At 41.9% G+C, this 18,509-nt stretch carries 15 protein-coding genes; 5 read left to right on the top strand and 10 right to left on the bottom strand.

The window, feature by feature from the left end:
* The first annotated feature begins 5 nt into the window (after nt 1–5).
* The 3 genes from L1264_RS01980 to L1264_RS01970 all read left to right on the top strand — a co-directional run bounded on the left by L1264_RS01980 (nt 6) and on the right by L1264_RS01970 (nt 2,641).
* Entirely contained in the window at nt 6–557 is a 552-nt protein-coding gene (locus L1264_RS01980; RefSeq protein ID WP_199526251.1) for an RNA polymerase sigma factor, read from the top strand.
* Nucleotides 547–1,146, top strand: coding sequence for a hypothetical protein (locus L1264_RS01975; RefSeq protein ID WP_199526252.1), 600 nt, complete (start codon nt 547–549; stop codon nt 1,144–1,146). Before L1264_RS01980 ends, L1264_RS01975 begins: the two co-directional genes overlap by 11 nt.
* A gap of 358 nt (nt 1,147–1,504) precedes the next feature.
* On the top strand, nt 1,505–2,641 hold the full coding sequence (locus L1264_RS01970; protein ID WP_199526253.1) for a PQQ-dependent sugar dehydrogenase: 1,137 nt from the start codon (nt 1,505–1,507) through the stop codon (nt 2,639–2,641).
* A 247-nt stretch (nt 2,642–2,888) separates the two neighbouring features.
* Here the strand turns inward: L1264_RS01970 and L1264_RS01965 are convergent, their stop codons facing one another.
* Nucleotides 2,889–4,265 (bottom strand): Na+/H+ antiporter NhaC family protein, encoded by a 1,377-nt coding sequence (locus L1264_RS01965; RefSeq protein WP_199526254.1) that lies wholly within the window; start codon nt 4,263–4,265, stop codon nt 2,889–2,891.
* 94 nt (nt 4,266–4,359) lie between these two features.
* Nucleotides 4,360–6,807 (bottom strand): penicillin binding protein PBP4B, encoded by a 2,448-nt coding sequence (pbp4b, locus tag L1264_RS01960; RefSeq protein WP_199526255.1) that lies wholly within the window; start codon nt 6,805–6,807, stop codon nt 4,360–4,362.
* A 335-nt stretch (nt 6,808–7,142) separates the two neighbouring features.
* On the opposite strand from pbp4b, the gene L1264_RS01955 reads away from it, so the two are divergent.
* Nucleotides 7,143–7,988 (top strand): MurR/RpiR family transcriptional regulator, encoded by an 846-nt coding sequence (locus L1264_RS01955; protein ID WP_135925859.1) that lies wholly within the window; start codon nt 7,143–7,145, stop codon nt 7,986–7,988.
* 375 nt (nt 7,989–8,363) lie between these two features.
* On the top strand, nt 8,364–11,384 hold the full coding sequence (locus L1264_RS01950; RefSeq protein WP_199526256.1) for a carboxypeptidase regulatory-like domain-containing protein: 3,021 nt from the start codon (nt 8,364–8,366) through the stop codon (nt 11,382–11,384).
* A 59-nt stretch (nt 11,385–11,443) separates the two neighbouring features.
* On the opposite strand, the gene L1264_RS01945 is transcribed toward L1264_RS01950, so the two are convergent.
* From L1264_RS01945 to L1264_RS01910, 8 genes are all read right to left on the bottom strand, one after another.
* Nucleotides 11,444–11,881 (bottom strand): energy transducer TonB, encoded by a 438-nt coding sequence (locus tag L1264_RS01945; RefSeq protein ID WP_199526257.1) that lies wholly within the window; start codon nt 11,879–11,881, stop codon nt 11,444–11,446.
* 101 nt (nt 11,882–11,982) lie between these two features.
* Nucleotides 11,983–13,161 (bottom strand): exo-beta-N-acetylmuramidase NamZ family protein, encoded by a 1,179-nt coding sequence (locus L1264_RS01940; RefSeq protein ID WP_235403598.1) that lies wholly within the window; start codon nt 13,159–13,161, stop codon nt 11,983–11,985.
* Nucleotides 13,161–14,096: an N-acetylmuramic acid 6-phosphate etherase gene (murQ, locus tag L1264_RS01935; protein WP_135925862.1), complete on the bottom strand. Its 936-nt coding sequence runs from the start codon at nt 14,094–14,096 to the stop codon at nt 13,161–13,163. Before murQ ends, L1264_RS01940 begins: the two co-directional genes overlap by 1 nt.
* A complete protein-coding gene (locus tag L1264_RS01930) occupies nt 14,086–14,577 on the bottom strand; it encodes a hypothetical protein (protein WP_235403597.1) in 492 nt (163 codons plus the stop codon). The genes murQ and L1264_RS01930 overlap by 11 nt, the downstream gene beginning before the upstream one ends.
* Nucleotides 14,578–14,616: 39 nt before the next feature.
* A complete protein-coding gene (locus L1264_RS01925; RefSeq protein WP_235403596.1) occupies nt 14,617–14,997 on the bottom strand; it encodes a hypothetical protein in 381 nt (126 codons plus the stop codon).
* A complete protein-coding gene (locus L1264_RS01920) occupies nt 14,998–16,566 on the bottom strand; it encodes a sodium:solute symporter (RefSeq protein WP_135925864.1) in 1,569 nt (522 codons plus the stop codon).
* A gap of 80 nt (nt 16,567–16,646) precedes the next feature.
* Nucleotides 16,647–17,396, bottom strand: coding sequence for a L,D-transpeptidase family protein (locus L1264_RS01915; RefSeq protein WP_199526259.1), 750 nt, complete (start codon nt 17,394–17,396; stop codon nt 16,647–16,649).
* Nucleotides 17,393–18,505: a dipeptide epimerase gene (locus L1264_RS01910; RefSeq protein WP_199526260.1), complete on the bottom strand. Its 1,113-nt coding sequence runs from the start codon at nt 18,503–18,505 to the stop codon at nt 17,393–17,395. The genes L1264_RS01915 and L1264_RS01910 overlap by 4 nt, the downstream gene beginning before the upstream one ends.
* Nucleotides 18,506–18,509 lie beyond the last annotated feature (4 nt).

Raw genomic sequence — 18,509 nt, 5'->3', positions numbered from 1 at the left:
GGCCTATGCTAATGAGCATCAAGACATGGTTATTTGACAAGCCAAACACTGATTGTTTGGCGCAGTATGCCAAAACAGGCGACAACCGTTATCTTAACCAACTCGTTGCTCAGTACGGGAACGATCTTTATCACTACCTAGTCACCCAAAGTGATAGAGATCTTGCTCTCGATATATGCCAGCAAACTTGGTTAAAAGTTATTGATAAACGCGACTTTTACAATGAACAGAACAATCCAAAAGCATGGCTATTTCGTTTAGCACGTAATTTGTTGATTGATGAGTTTCGTAAGCAGCAAAAGTTCATTGAATTAGAAGACAGCCAAGTTTTTTCTGAACCAAAAGGTGCAGAATATCACTACGACTATGAAGCCTTTGATAAAGCACTCATGGCGCTTAGCTTTGTACAGCGAGAAGCACTGACCCTACAGCAAGAAGGCTTTAGTCTCGAAGATATTGTTGCTATTACACAAAGTAACCCAGAGACCATTAAAACTCGGCTGCGATATGCCCGTCAAAACCTGAAACAACAACTAGGAGGCCATCATGAAGCGTAACGACGAGCAACTCGATGCTGATTTAAAAGCACATTTTCAAAAGCGTAAAACACAGCACAGCTTAAGCACCGAACAACTTGCACAAATGCAAACGCCACAAGTGACACGGCCTAAAAAACAACGTTTTTTGAAAATACAAATGGCCAGTTTATTTTTTGCCCTAGCATTATTTGGCTTTGTTATGCTTGAATATAATTATCGAGAACTAACAAACATTTATGCTGTTGATCTTTCTGATTATCAATGGGTAGAAGTTCACGAGCTCGACTCTAAAGGCAGTTATGTAAGCAATCTAAAGCAGCAAAAGCACACGCTAGATACTAACTACCAACAAGCATTAGCCAATCACCAAGCCCGCACCAGCTTCACGGGGCGTCTAGTCAGTGTTGATAACGACTGGTATATCGCAGACTGCGAGCAAAATGTACTCGTACAAATTAAACAATCGCTACTTGAAGAATTAAAAAAGCACGGCACCCTAGATACCCATATTCACCAAGGTGACCTACTGGCACTTGACCAAAACAAACAAGGCCAAATCATCGCACTCAAACAGCTAACCCACGAAGCGAAAAAGTGTGCATCTTAATAAAACGAGTTCGCCAGTTAGCAAAGGGAAAGAGTAAAGGAGTACCGTAGGAATGAAATTTATTTCGCGCGATGGCCTCAATCCATACTCTTGTAGGTCGGGCTTTAGCCCGTTAATGAAAAGATAATTTGTCGCCATAAATGACGACCTACGTGACGTTGGGTAGAACGGAGTGAAAACAAACAAGTTAATTAAACCCCGAGTTTACTTTATCGGGGTCAAATCAGACGGCTGACGACTCCCCCGCTCCTTACCTCGCTTTTCCTACCAATAATCGCACATTGCTCTAATGTTAATAACAATTTAATGCTGAACCAGCTAGGCTAGTAATATCGTGTTTAAATATTATGGAGTTACCATGAAAAGGTCTTTGTTTAACAATTTAATCATTGCCTCAATTAGCTTATCAAGCTTGCAAGCTTGTGCTCAGCCGGAGCAAAAGATTCCTCTGGATGCCAGCGCTAATAACTACAAACTAGAATTAGTAAGCGAAGGTATTCAAATTCCTTGGGGTATGGCTTGGCTTAACGAGCGAGATTTACTCGTTACCGACAGACGTGGCGAGCTTAGATTGATTCGTGATGGTAAACTCGTTGAGCAAGCAGTTAAAGGCACGCCTAAAGTACATGATGAAGGTCAAGGGGGCTTATTAGATATAGAGCTTGATCCGAACTTTGCCGACAATGGCTGGATTTACTTTTCGTACTCGGGCTATGAAGGTGATGGTGAGGGTTACAATACCTCAATTATGCGCGCTCGCTTTAAAGATATGACTCTTGTCGATCAGCAATTATTATTTGATGGCGAGCCAAATATTAAAACAACGAAACACTATGGTTCGCGTATTGAATTCGACAAAGAAGGTTACTTGTATTTCTCTATTGGCGACCGTGGCAAAAGAGACGTTCACCCACAAAGTCTAGACTACGATGCGGGCAAAATTCACCGTATCAATAGCGATGGTTCTATCCCTAAATCAAACCCGTTTTATAACCATAAAACAACTCACAAAAGCATCTATTCGTATGGACACCGTAACCCTCAAGGTATGGCGATGCATCCTGAAACGGGAGTTATATGGAGCCATGAACACGGCCCTCGTGGCGGTGATGAAATCAACATAGTTAAAGCAGGCGCGAATTATGGTTGGCCTGAGATCACCTATGGGATCAACTACATTGGTACAAAAATTACCGACGAAACCAGCCGCGAAGGAATGGAACAACCTGATTGGTATTGGGTGCCATCAATCGCCCCTTCTGGAATGGAGTTTATCACCAGCGATAAATACCCACAGTGGCAAGGTCAAATTGCCGTAGGTTCGATGAAGTTTGGCCACCTTGTGTTAGTGAAGCTAGATGGTGACAAAGTAACAGGCCACAGCAAAGTATTTGAAGGTGTAGGTCGTGTACGTAGCCTCGCCACCCACCCTAATGGTGATCTATACCTTGGTGTTGATGGTGTAGGGATTTATAAAGTTGTACCTAAATCGTAGGTTGGGTAGAGCGAAGCGAAACCCAACAACTTAGCGAGTTACAAGGAGAAAGAGTAAAGGAGTACCGTAGGCGTGAAATTTATTTCGCGCGATGGTTTCTGTCCACACTCTTGTAGGTCGGACTTTAGTCCGTCACTGTTTAAGAATTAAATGTGTCGCCATAAATAACTACCGATGTTTCAAGCAATAAAAAACCACAGACTTCTCTGTGGTTTTTTGCTTATAACTTAAAGCTTACAGCTATTACTTATAAAACAATTATACTCGTCACTAGGTAAGCGATGAAGGTTAACGCGCCGCCAAATAAGGCGTATGGCATTTGGGTTTTTACGTGAGTTAATAGATCACACCCTGATGCAATAGCCGATACCGCACTGGTATCTGAGATTGGCGAGCAGTGATCGCCAAACACGCCACCGCCTAAAATAGCAGCAATTACTAATGAAGGTGGTAAACCTAAAGCTTGAATGAGCGGTACACCAATTGGAATAAGAATCGCGAATGTGCCCCATGAGGTACCTGTGGTAAATGAAATTACCGCACCGGTTAAAAATAGCACTGGCACAACCAAGTAAATAGGTAAGAAATCACCCACAAGACCAGCTACAAACACACCCGTACCTAGGTCTTTTAAGCTTGCCCCTAAGGTAAGTGACAGCAATACAATTGCTACCAGTGGTAGCAACTCACCCATACCTTTAAAGCCAATATCAACAAGCTTATGATGAGTAAAGTCGCGAGAGCAAATCATTAAAAAGTAAGCCACAACACAAGCTAAAATAGTTGCATACAGCACTGATTTAGAACCACTGCCACTGGCAATATCGCCATCGCCAGTCCAGAACATAAAGCCAACCATGCTAGCTATTAAGGTGATAAGTGGCACAAGCATATAACGCGCTTTAGAGCCTTTTACTTCTTCAGCCAGCTCGGTTTCTTGTTGTTCAAAATTATCTTCTGCTTGCTTTAATGGCCCATGTACCTTATCAAAAGTAATGGTATAGAACACGATAAGTAAAGTGATAATGGCGTAAAAGTTATAACCTATACTGCCCCAAAGTACTGATACCGCAGACTCTTCCATTTCGTAGTTGCCAAGTAGACCAAGCACGTATGCGCCCCAGCCATTTAACAAGATTAAGATACACACAGGTGCGCTGGTACTATCGATAATGTAAGCAAGGCGTGCTCGGCTCATTTTAAATTTATCGAATAAACCACGCGATAAAATACCCGAGGTTAATACACTTAAGTTAGATTCAATAAATACTGCAATACCTGAGAACATGGTTAAATAACCAACTTGACGCTTACTTTTAGCAACCCCTTTGTTCATTAGTAAATTAACGGTAGCAGCGACACCGCCAGATTCACGAATGTAGGCAAGTAATGCACCTATTAAGATACTAAAAATAAGGATACGGCTATTACCAGGGGAACTGGCGACTTCAACAACACGCTCAATGGTATTAATGAAGGTGTAAAATAAGCTATTACCTTCACCATTGATAGCAAGTAAAAACTCAGACGACGCAACCGCGACCAATAACGCCATGATCACTTCTTTGCGCCAAAACACAATTAAGATAGCAATCAAGGGTGGTAAAATTGAATACCAAGACATAAAAACCCTTTTAAATTAAGAACAGCATTTTATTTTTATTATGCGAAAACTCGCTAAGCTTAATGGCTTTACCATTAAACTCAACTTAATTCGACTAGTGATTTAATATACTCTCATAAATCAGTGAGATAATAGAGCCATACTTACCCGTTTCGAAACGTTTACCGACAAACTCGTAATTTTCTTGCGAACCTTCAATAGGTGTATGACGCGCATTAGTTAATAGCACAATAGCAAGGTCGTACTCGGGGTCAATGACGGTCACAGTGCCAGTCCAACCAGTATGACCAAAAGCACGCGGGCTGGCGTAAGGACCAAAATGCCAAGTTCGCGCTTGATGCCCCGCTCGTCGCCACCCTAACCCATAGGTTTCATCACTTGCTTGAGAGTTTGTGAATTGTTCAAGTACTTGTGGCGTAAAAATTTGCTTATTGTCATAACCACCGCCATTGAGTAATACCTGCATAAGCACTGACAAATCACCAGCAGTACTAAAAAGCCCTGCATGCCCCGCTACGCCACCTAAGGCATAAAAGGCTTTTTCATCATGTACTTCACCTTGCAGAACATCGGTTCGAACATTTTCAAATTCAATGCGTCCACCTCGGGTGTTACCATTAATCTCTGTGGCCGCAATTTGTGAGGTTAAAAAGCCTTTTTGCAATGGATTATAAACCGTATGTGTTAAACCAAGCGGTTGATAAATTTGGCTCTCAACATAAGTATCAAGCGCCATACCACTGATGCGTTCAACCAGTACACCTAACAACATATAATCGATATCAGAATATAAGTGTTTTACGTTGCGCCCAGCCACGAAGGGGACGCCAGTTAATAACAGGTTTTTAGTACGCAGACTGTTTTGTGAAAAAAAGCGCTCACCAAATTTATTGTCTTTACGATGAAAATCAACCACGGCAGGATAACCAGCACTGTGGGTAAGTAAGTCTTTTACTAAACGCTGCTCACGGCCGCTGCCTCTAAATTCTGGCAGGTAATAAAACAGCGGTTTTTCTACGTCGAGCTTTCCTTCGCTGGCAAGCTTCATCAGCGCAAAGTTAGTGGCAAACATTTTTGAGTTTGAGGCTATATCAAACAAGGTATCGTTTTGCATAGCTTGTGGGCTTTTGAGCTCACTGCCATCAGCGTGGTACTTTTTAGCTGCGCCGTAATGGCTTAATTTAATCAGTTTGCCATCTTTAACAACGGCAAGTACCGCGCCCGGAAAGCCCTCTTTAATTTCTTGAGTAATTAATTCATCAACGGCACTAAAGCGCTTTTGACTGCTGTTTTTATCAAGCGTTGGATAAGGAAAGCGTAAGGTTAAGCTTGCCCCTTCAGGCAATACATTCTCAACTTTATAGGTGTTGATGCCATTGTGAGTACGTTTAGCCAAACTGTATTGATATATTTTTTCGGCAGTTAAAGGCGAAGCTATATTGATTTTTTCACCATTAATATAAATGTCGGCGCTGGTTGCGTCTTGGTTTTCAATGATGATCTCACCGCGACCTTTATAGGCGACAAAGGTGCCTCTGTCGTTAACAAGCGCGCGACTGCTTGGATCAAGAGCAGGAATACGGGCTATCACTTGTGCATTAGCCAGTGTTTTTGGCTCTGGCTCAACCGCTTGCTGTTGCTGCTGATATTCTTTAAATAACCGCTCAAGCTTTTTAGGGAAGTATTTATCTAATAAAGCAAACAACACAGCGGCACTTCTGGCATCACTATTCCCACTTACATGCCAAGGCAAAAAGTGCATTTGAAAAGCACTTAAGGCATCTAAAGTTTGCGAATCAAGCTGTCCCGTAGCAATCACCTCATAGCCGTAGCTACGCAGTGCTTTTTGCATTAACTCAACAGAGGGTTTTGATGCACTAAATAATTGCCAATATTTATCAACAGTGTCGCTGTCGTACCACGCACCGATACCCGCTTTATAAAGTTGGTACCAAGGAAAACGCGGCCCCGGGTCGTTCTTACGGCTTGGCGCAATATCTGAATGGCCGATAACTTGAGTTGGGCCAATATCTGGGTTTCGCGCCAAGATATCTTTGCTAAGCTCAATCAACAACTCAATTTGTTTAGCATCATAGTCTGGAAAAATACACAATTTGCTGGCATCGTTTTCCATCGCAAGGTTTGCTTGCTCAGGTATATGACAGGTTGGTACATTCACGATTTCAATACCAATTGAATGATCATTTAAATCTTCTCGGCCTTGCCAAAAGCTGCGGCCGGCATGCCATGCTCTGTCTTTTTCATCAACCAGCTGAATAATTTCTAAATCGTCTTTTGGATAACTTGGATCGCCTGATTCTGGTAATAAATAATGTGAACTTAAGCCCCCTTCATCCACTAACGCACGCATCGACTTTTCGTAATCAATGGCGGTGTAATGCATTACTAAAAACTTTACACGGTGACTGTAATTAGCTGATTGTGTGAAGGTATATTGATGACTGGCACAGCTTACTAACAAAGCGGCACTACTGAGATAACACAGCTGTTTAAGAAATTTTTTTAAAGGGGTAAAACTCATAACAGATTCATACCTGATGATTTAAGCGTTGACGATTCTCAGCAATACAGTAGCAACACCCACTTAACATGTAAAATATTTTATTTACTAAATAAAGAATAAACAGCATACATTATCGCTAAGTCTCTAAAAATGCAGCTATCTCAACAAATAATCTTGTATCTATTATGGAATAAAACTATATTATTCCATCTAATTAAAGAAAAATATTCCAAACTTAGGTCAAGTAAAACAAAAAATAAGTCGTGGTATCAAAGCAATTACGTATCGCAACTTAAGGTGTGTAGTACATTACTATGCAATGTGACTTAAGTTAATTAAACAAAGTGAGCCCTATGTCTACTTTTGTAAAAATTAAAGCTTTACGCCAGTCTTTATCGAGCAGCGAAGCAAAGCTTGCTGATTTCACACTAAATTCGGCGAATGCTATTCGTAACTTATCATCCGTTGAGCTTGCGAAAGTGGTTGGAGTGAGCCAGTCAAGTGTGGTGAAGTTTTCACAAAAATTAGGTTACAAAGGCTTTCCTGCTTTTAAACTTGCGGTGATTGATGCGCTCAATGACGAAACAAGTGAACCAAAACTACATGGTAAAATCACCCTTAATGACTCACTTGAACAAATCGCAGAAAAATTATTAAGTAGTAAACTGGCTGTACTCACTGAAACAAAGAATCTCAACGAGGCCGTGGCAGTCGAAAAAGCAGTAGAGCTCTTAAAATCAGCAAAGCGCATACTGATCTGTGGTTTAGGTGGCTCAGCATTAGTTGCAAAAGACTTCTCTTATAAATTACAAAAACTCGGCATGCCTGCAATAGCGGAGCCAGATGGCCACGCGCAGCTTGCATACGTTGCTACCTTTTCAAAAGGTGACTTGGTGATTGCGATAAGTGAGTCAGGTATGACCCGCGAAATTGCTGAAGTAGTTAAACAAGCGAAAAAGAATGACAGCTCAGTGATCTCAGTCACAAAGTTTGGCAGTAGCCCTGTTGCTGACTCTGCCGATGTAAAACTTTACTCAGTGGCTGAAGGTGAGTCTGTGCGTTTATCGTCAATTCTTGCGCGAACAGCACAAGACTTTGTCATTGATATTCTGTTTATCGCTCTCACCCAGTCAAGTCGCCAAGGCCGTAAACTACTGGAACATTCTAATGAAGTTGTCGGTGAGTTTAAGAATAACTAATTTCCTAATAAATAACATTTAAGAACAAAAAAGCAGCCTAGGCTGCTTTTTTTATGATTGAAGCAGACTTTTTCCTCTTACCATAAATCACATCTTTTACTCTTTATCTTTGGGATTAACCCACTGAGTATACAGTCATAATTTCTTACAAAAATAACTTTCTGATAATTGAGCCCCGCTAAAGCGAGCGATTGCTGAACTTTACCTAAAACAGGTTATATATTTTATTCCTAAAAAAAGGTACGTTAATAAAAAAATATTCTTGACCATAGTAAATAACACCTGTTTAATATGTGGGCAACATAATATTAAAGTTCATAAGTCTCAACTGGGTAAGCAGTCCAACAAAGCATATAAATATAAGGACGGGAAACAATGAAACAACATGCATCCACACTCGCAATTAGCTATATAGCCAAAGCGACAACCAATGCACTTCGTGCAAAGAAAACAGCCTTTACCGGCGTTGTTATGGCCGCGGCTCTAGCCAGCGCACCAGCCTTTGCAAATCTAACCGGTGGTATTAAAGGTAAAGTATCATCACCAGCGACACAGCAGTCACTGGCTGGGATCACAGTAACAGCAAAGAGTAACGTGATGCCAAAACCTCGTACCGTTGTTACGCGTGAAGATGGTAGTTATGACTTACCGCAGTTAAAGCCCGGTACTTATGAACTGACTTTCACCGATAAAAACGGTGTAACGCAAACCATGACTGTCGACGTTTTACTTGAGCAAACATCAAGCTTAAACGTCACTATGGGTGGTGCTAACGAAAACGTTGAGGTTATCACGGTTACCGGCAGTAAGTTATTCCGCGAAGGTAAATCTGCACTCACTAACTCATTAGGTGAAGAAGCAATCAATAGCGTACCAGTTGGTCAAGATTACCGTGACCTATTAAAACTTGTACCGGGTGTTGAGCTATCTGAAAACTTAACGCTAGGCCCATCAGCCGGTGGTTCAGGTGTTGATAACTCGTACGGCTTTGACGGTGTTGATGTATCTTTACCTATGTTTGGTAACCTAGCATCAGAGCCATCAACCCATGACGTTGCTTACGTAACTATGGATCGTGGTGGTGCAAAAGCCGTTGGCTTTAACCGCTCAGGCGGTTTCTCAATCAACACAGTATCAAAATCGGGTACTGACGAATTCCACGGTAATGTTGAATACAAAGTTCAACCTAAGAGCTTAGTGGCGACTCCAACAGGTCAAGAAAGCTATGAGCTTGATAAAAGCTGGTTAACAGCAAGTTTAGGCGGCCCGCTTATTGAAGACACTTTATACTTCTACACTTCTTATTATCGCCCTGAAGAAACACGTACTAATAAAGATACAGCCTATGGTGAAGTAAAAGACTATAAAAATGTCCGAGATGAATACTTTGGTAAGTTAACTTGGGCACCTACTGACGATATTTTAATTAATATTTCACAGCGTACCTCAGAAAAAACCATCGAAGGTCGCTCTGTTGGCGCTTACGAAACTGACAGTGTTTCTGCAGGTGATAAAGCCGATCAAGATATCTTTACCTTAGATGGTTCGTGGCTTTTAGGTGATGCAACAACTCTTTCATTCCAATACAGTAAATTAGAGATAGAGTCTGGTACCACACCTGATACAAAACTATCTGTAGTACCATCGTTAACGGGTCAACTTGACTTAAGTAATCTAACTGAAATGGGTTACTTCAGTGTACCAAGCTTATTAGATGCTGATGATAACTACACAGCAGAGCAAATTGCTGCATACAATGCAGGCGCTGCACCACTCATTGCACAATACGGTTATACCGAAGATGGGCAAATGCGAGGTGGCGGCGGTGTTGGTGCGTATTACCAATACGATAATATCGACTTTTACCGTGATAGCTTTGAGTTAAATCTAGAACATGAATTTAGCTGGGGCGATAGTTACCATACATTACATTTAGGTGGTGAATGGAAAGAAAGTAAAGAAGTTCTGTCTCGCCTTTCAAATGGTTGGGGTAGAATTTCTTATGTTGGCGGCCTAGATGAAAGCTTAGAAGAAGGCAGCTCTGCGCCGGTTATTTACCGTGCTCGCGTGCAACAAATGAGCTTAGTAGCAGGTGGAGATGCGGTTTCTGCTATTAACTCAGAAATGGAAACGCTGAACTTCGAAATCAACGACACCATTGAAGTAGGTGATTGGACTTACAATGTGGGTGTGCTTGTGAGCCGCGATACTTGGTATGGTCAAGGTCTTAAATCAGCATCTGGTACTCTCTCTGGTTATGAGTTAGCACCAGGCGAAAAATACGAAATGTATCAAACAGATTGGACAGATATGATCCAGCCTCGTTTAGGTGTGAATTGGAATTATGCAGATCAAGACTCTGTATTTGCTAACTTCTCAATGTATAACCCTGAAGCAAGCTCATTAGCGCGTGCAGCCTCTTGGGACCGTAATACCCGTGCCGAAATCGAAGTTGAATTTGATGAAGCGGGTAAAGTAATTTACGCAGAGCCGCGTCAAGGTTCATCTGGTAAAGTATTTGCTGATGATTTAACGCCTCGTCAAATCAAAGAGTTTACTCTTGGTACCACTAAATATGTGGGTTCTGACTTAGTGTTACGTGCTCACGTACGTCACCGTAAAGCGTCGCATTTCTGGGAAGATATGCCAAATAACGCGCGCTTAACTGACTACTCTGGCGTTGATGCTGAAGGCGTGCCACAACATATCGCTGATAAAGGCTTATACGTAGATAACCTTGATGCGATCCGTGATGAGATCGGCGGTTCATCATATGTTATTGCCGAAGTAGATGGTGGCGAAACGAAATATTGGGAAGCGAGCATCGAAGCTGAATACTTAGGTGAAAACAGCTACATCAATGCTTCTTATGTTTGGAGTCATTACTACGGTAACTTCGACCAAGATAACACCACAGCAACAACAGATGCGAATACCTTCATTGGTTCTTCGAACTATGGTGATGGCCGTGGCCGCTACCCTTGGGATTACAAATACGGCACACTATCAGGTGATAAACCGCATAAAGTAAAAGTGTATGGTTACTATACTGTGCCATGGCAAGCAAACATCGGTGCATACTTTGTATTCCAGTCGGGTAAACCTTGGGAAGCATGGGATGGTTCAATCTATGGCTACTCAAGTGGTACAGCACGTTATGGAGAACCTGCAGGTAGCCGTCGTAGCCCTAGCCATTGGCAGCTTGATTTAAACTACACCCAAGACTTTAAGTTCTCAGGTGACATGGAACTACAATTCCGTGCTGATATCTTCAACGTATTTGACCGTCAAACAGGTTATAACAATAACCCATATGTATCGTCAGAAACCTTTGGTGAGTATCGTAATTACTACAGCCCACGTCGTGTGCAGCTGTCGTTTAACTTCAAGTTCTAAGTTAATCAATCCTGTTGGGGGCCGCTATTGCGGCCCTTTTTTATGCCTCAAGAACAGACTTAAATTGTACAAAATGCTTTTGCTGCATCTATATTAACCGCTTCTTTCATAAAGTAGTCGAGCTGCACAGTGCGAATAATCGCTTGCGACTCGCTGTTACTTGTACTTGCCTGCCACTGCCAACTTTTAAGCGACTCTCGCGATACATCGACAAACAGCCCTTCTGGGAAGCTCTCGACAAAACGGATATCAATCGTATTGCCCTGATTATCAATAGTTATAACAAAGCGCGCACAGCCCGTCTGTTTGGCTATTAAAGCAGCTTTAGGATAGATAGGCTTTGTTGCAAGTTTTAGTGTCCACAGCTGCTCTGCTGCGTTTTTATTATCACGTAGATCAAGCGCATCGGTTGAGTTACTTGTTGAGGTGTTGGGGAGTTGTGAGCAGCCAGCTAGTAAAGCGAAAGCAGCAATGCTTAAACTGAAATAAGTCTTCATGGTATATCCTTATAAATCAAGCCCTTGAATATAACACAGCTTTTTATGGATATAAAAAAACGAGGCAAGCGCCTCGTTCTTATTTTCTAGTTACCTAGCTATTATTGATAAAGCAAATACGGAGCTCGCTTTCGTTTAAAAGTACTTAAGTCAGCTTGCCAGCTTTGCTTAATTTGCTGCTCAGTTTGACCTGCTTCAATGGCTAAACGCAATTTATCAGTACCCGCAAGTTTATCCATGAAGCCAGCGCGTTCAAAAAATTCTTGATTATTCGCAGTTAGCTTTTGATAGGCTGAAATAAATAAACTTAAATCTAGACCATGAATATCAGCATCTCGTAAATCTTGACCAAAAACTTCAATCTCTTTGAATTTAGGGTTCATTGATGCGCCTTCAATTGCACGAGGGGTAAAACTAAACTCCCCTAGTTTTATTGGCGAATAGCCCACAACTTGAAACGGAAAATCCGTACCACGGCCAATGGTAATAGACGTTGCCTCAAAGAAACAAAGTGATGGGTACAACTGAATCGATTGAGCATTAGGTAAGTTAGGGCTTGGTTTTACCGGTAACTCATAGCTCATTGTGCGCTCATAATTAGCAACGGGAACCACTGTTAAATTAAGTTTATCTGCATTGTTTATCCATCCCTCACCTTTAATCATTTGAGCCAGTTCAGCCACTGTCATACCATGTAAAACAGGAATTTCATGCATACCAACAAACGAACGAAATTGTGGATCAAGGATAGGCCCATCAACATAAGCAATATTCGGGTTAGGTCTGTCTAATACGATAAATGACTTATCATTCTCAGCTGCCGCTTCCATCATGTAGTGCATTGAGCTGATGTACGTGTAAAAGCGCACACCAACATCTTGAATATCAAATATAATGACATCGAGATCAGCAAGTACTTCAGGAGTTGGCTTTTTATTGCTGCCATAAATAGAAACAACATCAATGCCTGTTTTTGCATCTACAGTACTTTTTACATGTGCGCCTGCATCATGATCGCCGCGAAAGCCATGCTCAGGTGCAAATATTTTACTTACCTTAACTCCTCTATCGAGCAATAAATCAACTAAATGCTGACCATTAATCTCTGAGGTTTGATTAACCACTAAACCAACGCGTTTACCTTTAAGGGCTGGTATATAAGCATCGTAATTTGCAGCACCAACTTGCAATGGCAAGGTGTTTTCAGAGACTTGTTGTGGAGTCTCTTTACAGCCTAACAGTGATAAACAACTGATAATCATAACAACTAAAAAGCGCATTATTCCTCCACCGCTTTACGTAAAAAACCATCAGCTTTCGATAGAAGCTCTTTAGCATCAACTGCCGATTTTCCTGTTAGTACAATTAAAATAGCTAGTTTGGCACTTTGCTCTGCTTGCTTTAACGCATCAACTGCTTGCTGCTGCGTACAATCAGTCGCTTGCATCACTATACGTATAGCACGGGCATGCAACTTTTCATTGCTGGCATTCACATCGACCATTAAATTTTTATACACTTTACCTGTACGTATCATGCTGGCGGTACTTAACATGTTTAATACAAGCTTTTGTGCTGTGCCCGATTTCATTCGGGTTGAGCCTGTTACAGCTTCAGCTCCGACCACCGGACAAATGCCAATTTGTGGTAAACACATGACCGCTGAATTAGGATTACAAGTCACACCTACAGTTACACAACCTATTGATTTTGCATATTCAATTGCAGAGCACACATAAGGTGTGCGCCCACTGGCAGCTATGCCGACAACAACGTCGCGGCTCGTTAAGTTGGCATTTTTTAAATCTTCAATAGCTAAGGTCGTGCTATCTTCAGCGCCTTCAACAGCCTTTTTAAAGGCCGTATCACCTCCTGCGATAATTCCTTGCACTTGCTGATCATTCACACTGTAAGTAGGAGCACATTCAACCGCATCCAAAATACCTAAGCGACCGCTGGTGCCAGCACCAATGTAAATCAATCTACCGCCTTGCTGAAACGCTTCTACAATGTGATCTACCGCAGCACTTATTTGCGGAATAACAAGTTTTACTGCCGCAGCCACTTTATGATCTTCATTATTGATTTTAGTGAGGATCTCAGTAGTGCTGAGCAAGTCAATATCCAAAGTGTCAGGGTTTTGTCCTTCAGAGACAATGCCATTTAACTCTTCGAGTAATTCACGTTGTTGCTTAAATACGTGCTCAGGGCTCATTGGGTTGTCCTTCTTCAATAATGTCATAATAATGCTTTGCCGCTAAAATTGAGGCGCCAGTTAAAGAATCTCCCTTACAAGGAGATAGTTCATTTTGTAAGGTTTGTGGTAATAATGGTTGGCTCACCTTCGCAAGACCACCTATTAAAATTACCGGTAAAGGTGAGTTGCCTCTGCTTTTGCTAATTAACTCAACCACTGACTGTGTATGTTCAGCCAAAACACTTTTTGCCACCTTACATTCATCTTGTAAGCTAAACACCAACGGACTAAATGCTGCGTAATCTGCGGGTTTAGCAAGTTTAAGCCAATCACTAATTGCTTGACGAGTACATCCTAGCTGCTCACTCAAGCGAATTGTTAAAGGGCTTTTTGGTAAATCAAAACTATCTATATCGTTTAATAAATGCTGTACAGCCATAAGGCCAATGCGGGCACCACCACCAAAGTCATCAACAGTGAACCCCCAACCCCCAACCAATTTAATTTGATTTTGAGCCGTTAATCGCGCCCCGACAGCTCACGTGCCAAGAGCTACGACAACGCAAGGAGCACCTAAATTTGCCCCATACAGTGAAGTAGTGGCATCACTTGTAATCTCTAAGTAAGCAAATTCGATTTCATATATAAGCTTGAGCATTACTTTGACTTGCTCAGCAAGGCTTACTGACGAACCACCAGCAAGCCCCATAACGGTAACCATATCGCTAGGCTTAACATTGCTTTGTTCGCACACCTCGCGCGTCACTTTAACAATGTTTTCAACTGCTAAATCAAGATCATTCGACAGTGATGCAGAGCCAGCCTGAGCGCGAAATTGCTTACCCGTTGCCAGCTCTTTAAGCTCAGCTACCACCTTAGTGCCACCGCCATCGATGGCTAAAATATATGATGGCGCCATTTATGCCGTTGCCTCATTGCTTGCTTTTCCTATACAGCACACTAATGTGGCAAGCAAGGTGCCAATACATAATTGCCACGTAAACCCTAAGTAAAAGCGCATAGATTCAGGCAGTAACCAATCAATCATGTAAGGTTGCATGAATAGGGTCACCATAAATCCTGTAATTAAGGCAGCTAATACTGACCCTTCACTGCCACGCTTGGTAAATAAAGTTGTAAAGTACACCCCTAATAAACCACTGTAGGAAAAGACCATTACGCTTAGAGCAAATTTTAATAATGGCATATCGCTATACTGCTGCCAGAAATAACAAAGGATAGCCATTAGCGCTAAAGCAAGACTTACCAGCGCCATACCCACACGACCTGCTTTAACAAAGTGCTGATCGCTCACTTGCTTATTGGCTTTCTCTAAATATGGGCGATATAAATCTTGCACGATGACTGAAGACATCGAACTAAGCCCAGAGTTCAAAGTAGAAATAGCGGCTGCAATAATACCGACACTCACTAAGCCTTTCACTCCGGCTGGTACTTCGTTTAATACGTAGTACATAAAGATAGTGATTTTTTCACCGTTAAACTCTTGAACAACCGTTTGCCCAGCTTCGCTATTCATTAATGCTGGTTGCTGATAAACGATGTAAAGCAGTAAACCAATAAAGATAAAAATAGCCATAACCGGGATCACCATTACCACTGAAAGTAGTAAAGCTTTACTGCCCTCTTTCGGGCTTTTACAGGTTAACAAGCGTTGTGTCATATCTTGGTCAAGACCAAATGCGGCAATATTTAATAACACAAAACCAGTTAGAACAGAGGCCATGTTGAACACCCCTGACGGGCCAAAGTCTAAATCAAACTTAAACAGTGCCAGCTTTGAGTCTGCCCCTGGGCTTGGTTCATTTAAGGTTGCAATAATGGTTGAAAAATCGGCTGGAATAACGTTCAGCAAGCTCCAAATAACCGCAATAGCCGCACTCACATAGACAATGCTTTGCAATACATCAGAATAAATAACGCTGCGGATCCCGCCCAAAAAGGTATACAACAAACCTGCTAGTGCCAGCACTAGAGTGGCTACAACCACACTGTCTGCATCGATATTTCCGTATAAAATCATCGCAACAGCAATCGCTGCCATATATAAACGAGCACCACTTGCAAACACTCGGCCAAATAAGTACATCAAGCCGCTGCGTCGCTTTGCTTTAGGACCAATGCGTTTTTCTAATAACTCATAGACCGTATAAACTTTTTGCTGATAAAACTTTGGAATTAAGAATGCAGAAACAATAAACGCCGCAATAAAGGCACCAATATTGGTAGCAATATAAGAAAAGTCACCTTGGTAGCCTTGATCTGGCCCACCAATAAAAGTGGCAGCTGACTGCGAAGTAGCCAGTACAGATATCGCAACCATCCACGTTGGCATGCTATTTCCGCCTAGAAAAAAATCTTGGCTTGAGTTAGCACGTTTGCGATTAAACCACCAACCACTTAACAACAAAATTGCCGCGTAGCCTGCGAATACTAGCCAATCGAGTAAAGCGTAATTTGCACTCATTTATTATCCTAACCCAAACCTTAATGGAATATATTATTCCATTATTATGACAAAATTAAAATACTTTTATTTTATTATTTTTAGTTACCTAGGCTAGGTAATTGCCACTGACTTTGTTTTTGCTGATATTGCGCTTTGGTCAGGCTTACCAGTAATGGCTTTTTACGCTCATCAAGCCAGGCTAGTAATGTGTCCATATCGCTTTCAGTCATCGCTGTACAACCCGCAGTTGGTTTACTAGGTGCTCGCCACAAATGCATAAAGATACAGCTGCCCGCGCCATTAATATTGCTTGGGTTATGCTTAACAACAATGCCTTTTTTATAGAGATTATCTTGGCTATAAATATCTCGGCGCATCCACTCCGAAGAATCCTTAACCGCCTCTTCACCAACAACCGCCTTATCAACTAGTTGGTTATAAAAAGGTGAGCCTTTCACATCGATACAATAGTCGTTAGCAGTCATTGCTTGATAGTTAAGGTTTGTTTGCAGTGAATCTAAATAACCGAATGCTGTACCTAACTCAAAAATGCCCGCAGGCGCTTTACCATCACCCTCTTGTTTTTGCTGTCCAGGTTGTGACGGATGTAGCCCTACCCCCCAAGCAAGACCAGTGCGGCCAAGCACCACAGCATGTTGCTGGCCTTGTTGTTGCCAGCTACCAGCATTTTTTTCAAAGCGATACAACGTGGCATCAATAGCATCACTGTCATTAGCGACCACCACCACGAGCTGCTGGTGACTGCTATCAATGACTGGTTTAGGTGATTCTACGCTTGCACAAGCGGTTAAACTCATAGCTGCAATAAGACTGACTAGTTTTTTCATGCTGGCCATACTCCGTTTGTTATTAGTTCTAGACCGTTTATTGATTCAATACCAAGGCCGGGGGCATCCGATAAGTTAATTTGTGGACCGTTAAATACAACCCCACCTTGAACCGGGTCGTATTGACCAAGCGCTGGACCGTCGAGGTCTATTTTGCTTATTTGTTGCGCTTTGGCTGAAGCTAAATGCGCTGCACCTGCTACAGCAATACTGCCCTCTAACATACAGCCAATCATACACTCTGCTTGGTATTGGGCAGTGATATTAGCAATCTCAATTGCTCGACTTAAACCGCCCGTTTTCATTAATTTAATATTGATAATATCAACTGCGCCAAGCTCTAAAAGTTGTATTACTTGCTTAGGTGAAAAGGCGCTTTCATCGGCCATGATCGGGGTGTTCACTCGCTCAGTAATATATTTGAGACCTTGAATATCACTGCTTTTTACTGGCTGCTCAACCAACTCTAACACCACCCCTGCTTGCTCAAGTTGTTGCAGTGCAAACACTGTTTGTTTGGCATTCCACCCTTGGTTTACATCTAAACGTAACTGCGCCTTAGCAGCAAACCCTGTGTGAATTGCCTTTACACGTTCAATATCTTGATTAAGGTTATTGCCGATTTTTATTTTTAATACATCAAAACCTTGCTCAACCGCTCGCTGACAGTCACTAAGCATTTTATCTATGTTATCTACGCTGATGGTAATATCAGTCTTTAACTCTGACTTACCACCACCGAGCAATTTGTATAAAGGCGCTCTGTAGAGCTTGCCCCATAAGTCGTAAACCGCTAATTCTAAAGCCGCTTTTGCGCTGCTATTACCAATCACCGTTGATTGAATAATGTGAGTAAGCTGGTTGATGTTTTCGATTTCATGCCCTATCAGTTTAGGAGCAATAAACTGCTGAATCACCGCTGTCATGCCTTGATGTGTATCACCTGTGATAACGGGAGTTGCAGCAGCCGAGCCATAACCGACTTGACCACATTCGGTGTCTATTAAAACCACTAGGTCTTCAATAAAACTCACTTCTCTAAGCGCTGTTTTAAATGGTGTGACCAAAGGCACTTTAAGTTTCGCAAAACGAACTGCTTTAATTTTCATACAG

It is taken from the genome of Pseudoalteromonas sp. APAL1, assembly GCF_021532475.1.
In the GTDB taxonomy this organism is placed as follows: Bacteria; Pseudomonadota; Gammaproteobacteria; order Enterobacterales; family Alteromonadaceae; genus Pseudoalteromonas; species Pseudoalteromonas lipolytica_C.
The sequence above is the reverse complement of the archived record's forward strand: the minus strand, read 5'-3'. Positions and strand labels throughout refer to the sequence as shown.

What these genes read in the sequence shown, in the direction of transcription:
- L1264_RS01980 (WP_199526251.1), top strand. Translation starts at nt 6, where the DNA reads ATGCTAATGAGCATCAAGACATGGTTATTTGACAAGCCAAACACTGAT.
- L1264_RS01975 (WP_199526252.1), top strand. Translation starts at nt 547, where the DNA reads ATGAAGCGTAACGACGAGCAACTCGATGCTGATTTAAAAGCACATTTT.
- L1264_RS01970 (WP_199526253.1), top strand. Translation starts at nt 1,505, where the DNA reads ATGAAAAGGTCTTTGTTTAACAATTTAATCATTGCCTCAATTAGCTTA.
- L1264_RS01965 (WP_199526254.1), bottom strand. Translation starts at nt 4,265, where the DNA reads ATGTCTTGGTATTCAATTTTACCACCCTTGATTGCTATCTTAATTGTG.
- pbp4b (WP_199526255.1), bottom strand. Translation starts at nt 6,807, where the DNA reads ATGAGTTTTACCCCTTTAAAAAAATTTCTTAAACAGCTGTGTTATCTC.
- L1264_RS01955 (WP_135925859.1), top strand. Translation starts at nt 7,143, where the DNA reads ATGTCTACTTTTGTAAAAATTAAAGCTTTACGCCAGTCTTTATCGAGC.
- L1264_RS01950 (WP_199526256.1), top strand. Translation starts at nt 8,364, where the DNA reads ATGAAACAACATGCATCCACACTCGCAATTAGCTATATAGCCAAAGCG.
- L1264_RS01945 (WP_199526257.1), bottom strand. Translation starts at nt 11,881, where the DNA reads ATGAAGACTTATTTCAGTTTAAGCATTGCTGCTTTCGCTTTACTAGCT.
- L1264_RS01940 (WP_235403598.1), bottom strand. Translation starts at nt 13,161, where the DNA reads ATGCGCTTTTTAGTTGTTATGATTATCAGTTGTTTATCACTGTTAGGC.
- murQ (WP_135925862.1), bottom strand. Translation starts at nt 14,096, where the DNA reads ATGAGCCCTGAGCACGTATTTAAGCAACAACGTGAATTACTCGAAGAG.
- L1264_RS01925 (WP_235403596.1), bottom strand. Translation starts at nt 14,997, where the DNA reads ATGGCGCCATCATATATTTTAGCCATCGATGGCGGTGGCACTAAGGTG.
- L1264_RS01920 (WP_135925864.1), bottom strand. Translation starts at nt 16,566, where the DNA reads ATGAGTGCAAATTACGCTTTACTCGATTGGCTAGTATTCGCAGGCTAC.
- L1264_RS01915 (WP_199526259.1), bottom strand. Translation starts at nt 17,396, where the DNA reads ATGAAAAAACTAGTCAGTCTTATTGCAGCTATGAGTTTAACCGCTTGT.
- L1264_RS01910 (WP_199526260.1), bottom strand. Translation starts at nt 18,505, where the DNA reads ATGAAAATTAAAGCAGTTCGTTTTGCGAAACTTAAAGTGCCTTTGGTC.